This is a genomic window from Acidovorax sp. GW101-11A03, assembly GCF_059424825.1.
The window spans coordinates 1-4,341 of record NZ_JBWKZU010000122.1; the positions used below are offsets into that span (position 1 = coordinate 1).

Genomic DNA, 4,341 nt, shown 5'->3' on the forward strand with positions numbered 1-4,341 from the left:
GGCCAGAAAGCGCTTTTGCGTGGCCAGGGAGTCACTCAGCCGCTGGAGCAGGTCGTTCACCGACGCCACCAGCGGCGCTACCTCCAGGGGCACGGTGCGGTCGTCCAGCGGCGAGAGGTCGTCGGGCTTGCGGGCGCGGATGCGCTGCTCCAGCTGGTTCAGCGGCTGGATGCCGCGCGCCAGCGCCAGCCACACCAGCAGCACGGCCAGCGGCAGGATGACGAACTGCGGCAGCATCACGCCCTTGATGATTTCGGTGGCCAGCACGCTGCGTTTTTCGCGCGTTTCGGCCACCTGCACCAGCGCCATGGGGGTGCCGGGCAGCGGCAGCCGCACCCAGATGTAGGCCACGCGGATCTCGATGCCACGCATCTCGGCGTCGCGCAGGCGCACCTCGCCCGACAGGGGCACCTCGTCGGCCGCGGGCTCGGGCAGCTCGCGTTCGCCCGACAGGAACTCGCCGCCCGGCCCGATGACCTGGTAGTAGACGATGTCGGAGTCGTCGGCGCGCAGGATCTCGCTGGCGGGCTGGGGCAGGTTGAACTGGACGGCATCGCCCGCCACGGTGACCAGCTGGGCAAGCGCGTGGGCGTTGTATTCGAGCGCACGGTCGAACGGCTTGTTGGCCAGGCCCTGCGCCACCAGCCAGGTCAGCGCAAGGCTCACGGGCCACAGCAGCAGCAGCGGCGTGAGCATCCAGTCGAGGATCTCGCCGAACAGGGAGCGCTGCTCTCGCTGAAAGATCTTCAAGGCGTTTGCCGTGCTGGTTTTTTGAAGAAAATTGGCCGCTACCGCGCATCCATCATGCTTTGATAGCTATCAATTTCATACTACCCAGGAATTTTTTCGAGGCAGTAGCCCAGACCGCGCACGGTGGCGATGCGGATGGGGCCGCCCTCGATCTTCTTGCGCAGACGGTGGATATAGACCTCGATGGCGTTGTTGCTCACCTCTTCGCCCCACTCGCACAGGCGCTCCACCAGCTGCTCCTTGCTCACCAAGCGGCCCGCGCGCTGCAGCAGCACCTCCAGCAGGCCCAGCTCGCGCGCCGACAGCTCAATCATCTTGCCGTCGATGGTGGCCACGCGGCCGGCCTGGTCGTACACCAGCGGGCCGTGCTTGATGGAACTGCTGGTGCCGCCCATGCCCCGGCGCGTGAGGGCGCGCACACGCGCTTCCAGCTCCTGCAGGCTGAAGGGCTTGGCCATGTAGTCGTCGGCGCCAAAGTCCAGGCCCTTCACGCGCTCTTCCACGCTGTCGGCGGCGGTGAGGATGAGCACCGGCAGCGCCGAGCCCCGGCTGCGCAACTTTTTCAGCACTTCCAACCCATGCATCTTGGGCAGTCCCAAGTCCAGGATGAGCAGGTCGAACTCGTTGTTGGTCATCAGGGCCGCGTCGGCCTCGGTGCCGCTGGCGACATGGTCCACCACGGCGCCCGAGGCCCGCAGGGTGCGCAGCAGGCCATCGGCCAGCACCTGGTCGTCTTCGGCAATGAGGATGCGCATGCGGACTGTCTCCTTGGGTGGTGCGGCCCGTGGGCGGGCCTGTGTCGTCATTGTCTGCCTGTGCGAGGATTTTAGGGCGCCCAAGACGCCAACTCCCTGTCCGGCGCCTTTGGCTGGCTGCAAGCTGGGGGCACGGAAAATGGCGGCCATGCACATCCTGCTCATCGAAGACGACCTGGACCTGGGCCAGGCCCTGCTGCAAGCCCTGCAGCAGGGCGGCTTCACGGTGCAATGGCTGCGCAGCGTGGCCGCCACGCCGCCCCTGCCCGACGCCAACGAGGTCGCCGCCGTGCTGCTGGACCTGACCCTGCCCGACGGCCAGGGCATGGCGCTGCTGCGCCGCTGGCGCCGCGCGGGCCTCAGCCTGCCGGTGATCGTGATCACGGCCCGCACCGCCTTGCAGGACCGGCTCGACGGCCTGGATGGCGGCGCCGACGACTACGTGCTCAAGCCCTTCGACGTGCCCGAACTGCTGTCGCGCCTGCACGCCGTGCTGCGGCGCAGTGCGCGCCAGGCCAGCGAGGAATGGACGCTGGGCGCACTGCGCCTGGCACCCCGGCGGCACGAGGCCTGGGTGGGCGACGAGCCCCTGGCGCTGTCGCCGCGCGAGTTCCGGCTGCTGGTGGAGCTGGCGCGAGAACCCGGCAAGGTGGTGGCCAAGAACGTGCTTGCCCAGCGGCTCGAACCCCTGGGCGACGCGCTGGACGCCGCCACGCTGGAGGTGCATGTCTCCAACCTGCGCAAGAAGATCGGCGCAGAGCGCGTGGTCACGGTGCGTGGCGTGGGCTACCGGCTGCAGCCATGACACCACCGACCGAAACCCCCGCGCCCCCACGCGGCTGGTGGGGCCCGAGCCTCATGCGCCGCACTCTGCTGGCGCTGCTCGCGGCCATGGCGCTGGTGTGGCTGGTGCTGCTGGGCCAGGCGGCCATCACCCACTACAGCGCCATGGACACCAACCCCGGCGTGCGCCAGCTCGCGCAGGGGCTGGCGGGGGCGCTGGCCGCGCTGGACCAGCCCGCCGAGGCCCGCGCGCTGGTGCACGGCATGGCCCACTCCCTCAACGCCATGCGCGCAGAGGTGGATCTGCTGCAGGGCACTTCGGTGCTGCTGCAGCTGCAGGACCGCACAGGCCAGCTGCTGCACAGCAGCACGGACGGTGTGCACGCGGTGGTGCTGGCAGGCGACGCAGGCCATGCCGCGATGGACGTGGCCGGCACACCCCATTGGGTGGCATGGGAAAGCACTGGCCCCTGGCGCGTGGTGGTGGCCGAGCCCCGCCTGGCCGATGCGCGGCTGCTGGGCTTCATGGGCGAAGACCTGGCGGCGTCGGTGCTGCTGGCGCTGCCGCTGGTGGGCCTGCCGCTGTGGCTGGCCGTGCGCACGGGGCTGCGCCCGCTGGCGCGGCTGGATGCCCAGATCGCCGCGCGCTCGGCCCATGACCTGCAGCCGCTGCAGCACCTGCCACCCCAGCGCGAGCTGCACGGCCTGGCCCAGTCGTTCGACCAGCTGCTGGCCCGCCTGCGGGCCCACCTGGCGCGCGAAAAGGCGCTGGTGCACGACGCGGCCCACGAGCTGCGCACGCCCATGGCCGTCATCGCCACCCAGGCCCATGTGCTGGCGCAAGCCCCCGAAGGCCCCGCACGCGCGCAGGCCAGCGAGGCGCTGACGCGCGCCGTGCAGCGCGCCGCGCACCTGAGCGAACAGCTGCTCACGCTGGCAGCCCTGGAAGAAGCCCCCGTGCTGCACCCCACCGCGCCCCAGGACCTGATGGCGCTGCTGCAGGACTGCCTGGCCGAGCGCGCGGGCTGGGCCGAGGGTCTGGGCGTGGAGCTGTCGCTCGATGGCCCGGACACGCTGGAGCTGCCCTTGGACCGCCAGCTGCTCTGGTCCGCCCTGGGCAATGTGCTGGACAACGCGCTCAAGCACGGCTGTGGCCCGGGCGCAGGGCGCGAGGTGCAGTTGCGGGTGCGGCAGGAGGGCGGCGACGTGGTGGTCTGGATTGCGGACGACGGCCCGGGCATAGCGGCCGGTGAGCAAGACCGGGTGTTCGAGCGCTTCTGGCGCTCGCCCCGCGCGCGCAGCAGCGGATCGGGCCTGGGGCTCACCATTGCGCAGCAGGCCATCGGCCACCTGGGCGGGCAGGTCCGCCTGGGGCCGGGGCTGTACGGACGGGGCGTAGGCTTCACGCTGCGCTGGCCGGTGGCGGGCTGACAACCCGTACCCGGCCGCCGTCATTCCCCACACAGATCTTTGGGTTTGCCCAAGGTTGGCGTTTCAACAATCCCGGCATCTTCTTCACTTCACGAGATGCCATGAACCCTACCCGCCTTGTTACCCCGTCCACGGCGCGCAGCGCCCCCCTTCTCTCGCGCCGCCACTGGCTGGCCGCTGCAGGCCTGTCCACGCTGGGCAGTGTGCTCACCGCCTGCGGCGGTGGCGACGACGACGGTCCCCGCGAAGCCCACAAGCGGGTGCAGACTCTGGCGCAAGGGCTGGTGAAGCAGGGCGTGGTGGGCGCAGCAGCCGGGTGGGCAGACCCGCGCCAGGTCCGCACAGCCGTCGCGGGGCTGCGCCGCCTGGGGGGCAATGCGCCCCTGGCCACCGGCGACCTGATGGCCATCGGCTCCAACACCAAGGCCATGACGGCCTGCGCGGCCGCGAGTGTGGTGGACCAGGGCCTGCTGCGCTGGGACAGCACGCTGGCCCAGACCTTGCCCGAGCTGGCACGGAGCGCCCTGTCCGCCTACCAGCAGATCACGCTGCGCGACCTGCTGGACCACCGCGCCGGGGTGATGGGTTTTTCAGCCATCGAAGACGTGGACCTGTTCGTGAA

Annotated in this window: 5 protein-coding genes; 3 read left to right on the plus strand and 2 right to left on the minus strand. The window is 70.5% G+C overall.

The window, feature by feature from the left end:
* Both AC07Z7_RS24790 and AC07Z7_RS24795 read right to left on the minus strand, forming a co-directional pair.
* Positions 1 to 750, minus strand: a 750-nt coding sequence (locus tag AC07Z7_RS24790) for a sensor histidine kinase N-terminal domain-containing protein (RefSeq protein ID WP_494768006.1), incomplete at its 3' end; no start/stop codon positions are given.
* A gap of 80 nt (positions 751 to 830) precedes the next feature.
* A complete protein-coding gene (locus AC07Z7_RS24795; RefSeq protein ID WP_063459706.1) occupies positions 831 to 1,505 on the minus strand; it encodes a response regulator in 675 nt (224 codons plus the stop codon).
* A gap of 148 nt (positions 1,506 to 1,653) precedes the next feature.
* Between AC07Z7_RS24795 and AC07Z7_RS24800 the strand changes: the two genes are divergently transcribed.
* The 3 genes from AC07Z7_RS24800 to AC07Z7_RS24810 all read left to right on the plus strand — a co-directional run.
* Complete coding sequence (locus AC07Z7_RS24800) at positions 1,654 to 2,310, plus strand: response regulator (RefSeq protein ID WP_110960945.1); 657 nt, start codon at positions 1,654 to 1,656, stop codon at positions 2,308 to 2,310.
* On the plus strand, positions 2,307 to 3,719 hold the full coding sequence (locus tag AC07Z7_RS24805; protein WP_494768007.1) for a sensor histidine kinase: 1,413 nt from the start codon (positions 2,307 to 2,309) through the stop codon (positions 3,717 to 3,719). The genes AC07Z7_RS24800 and AC07Z7_RS24805 overlap by 4 nt, the downstream gene beginning before the upstream one ends.
* 101 nt (positions 3,720 to 3,820) lie before the next feature.
* On the plus strand, positions 3,821 to 4,341 hold a 521-nt coding region (locus AC07Z7_RS24810), incomplete at its 3' end, for a serine hydrolase (RefSeq protein ID WP_494768008.1).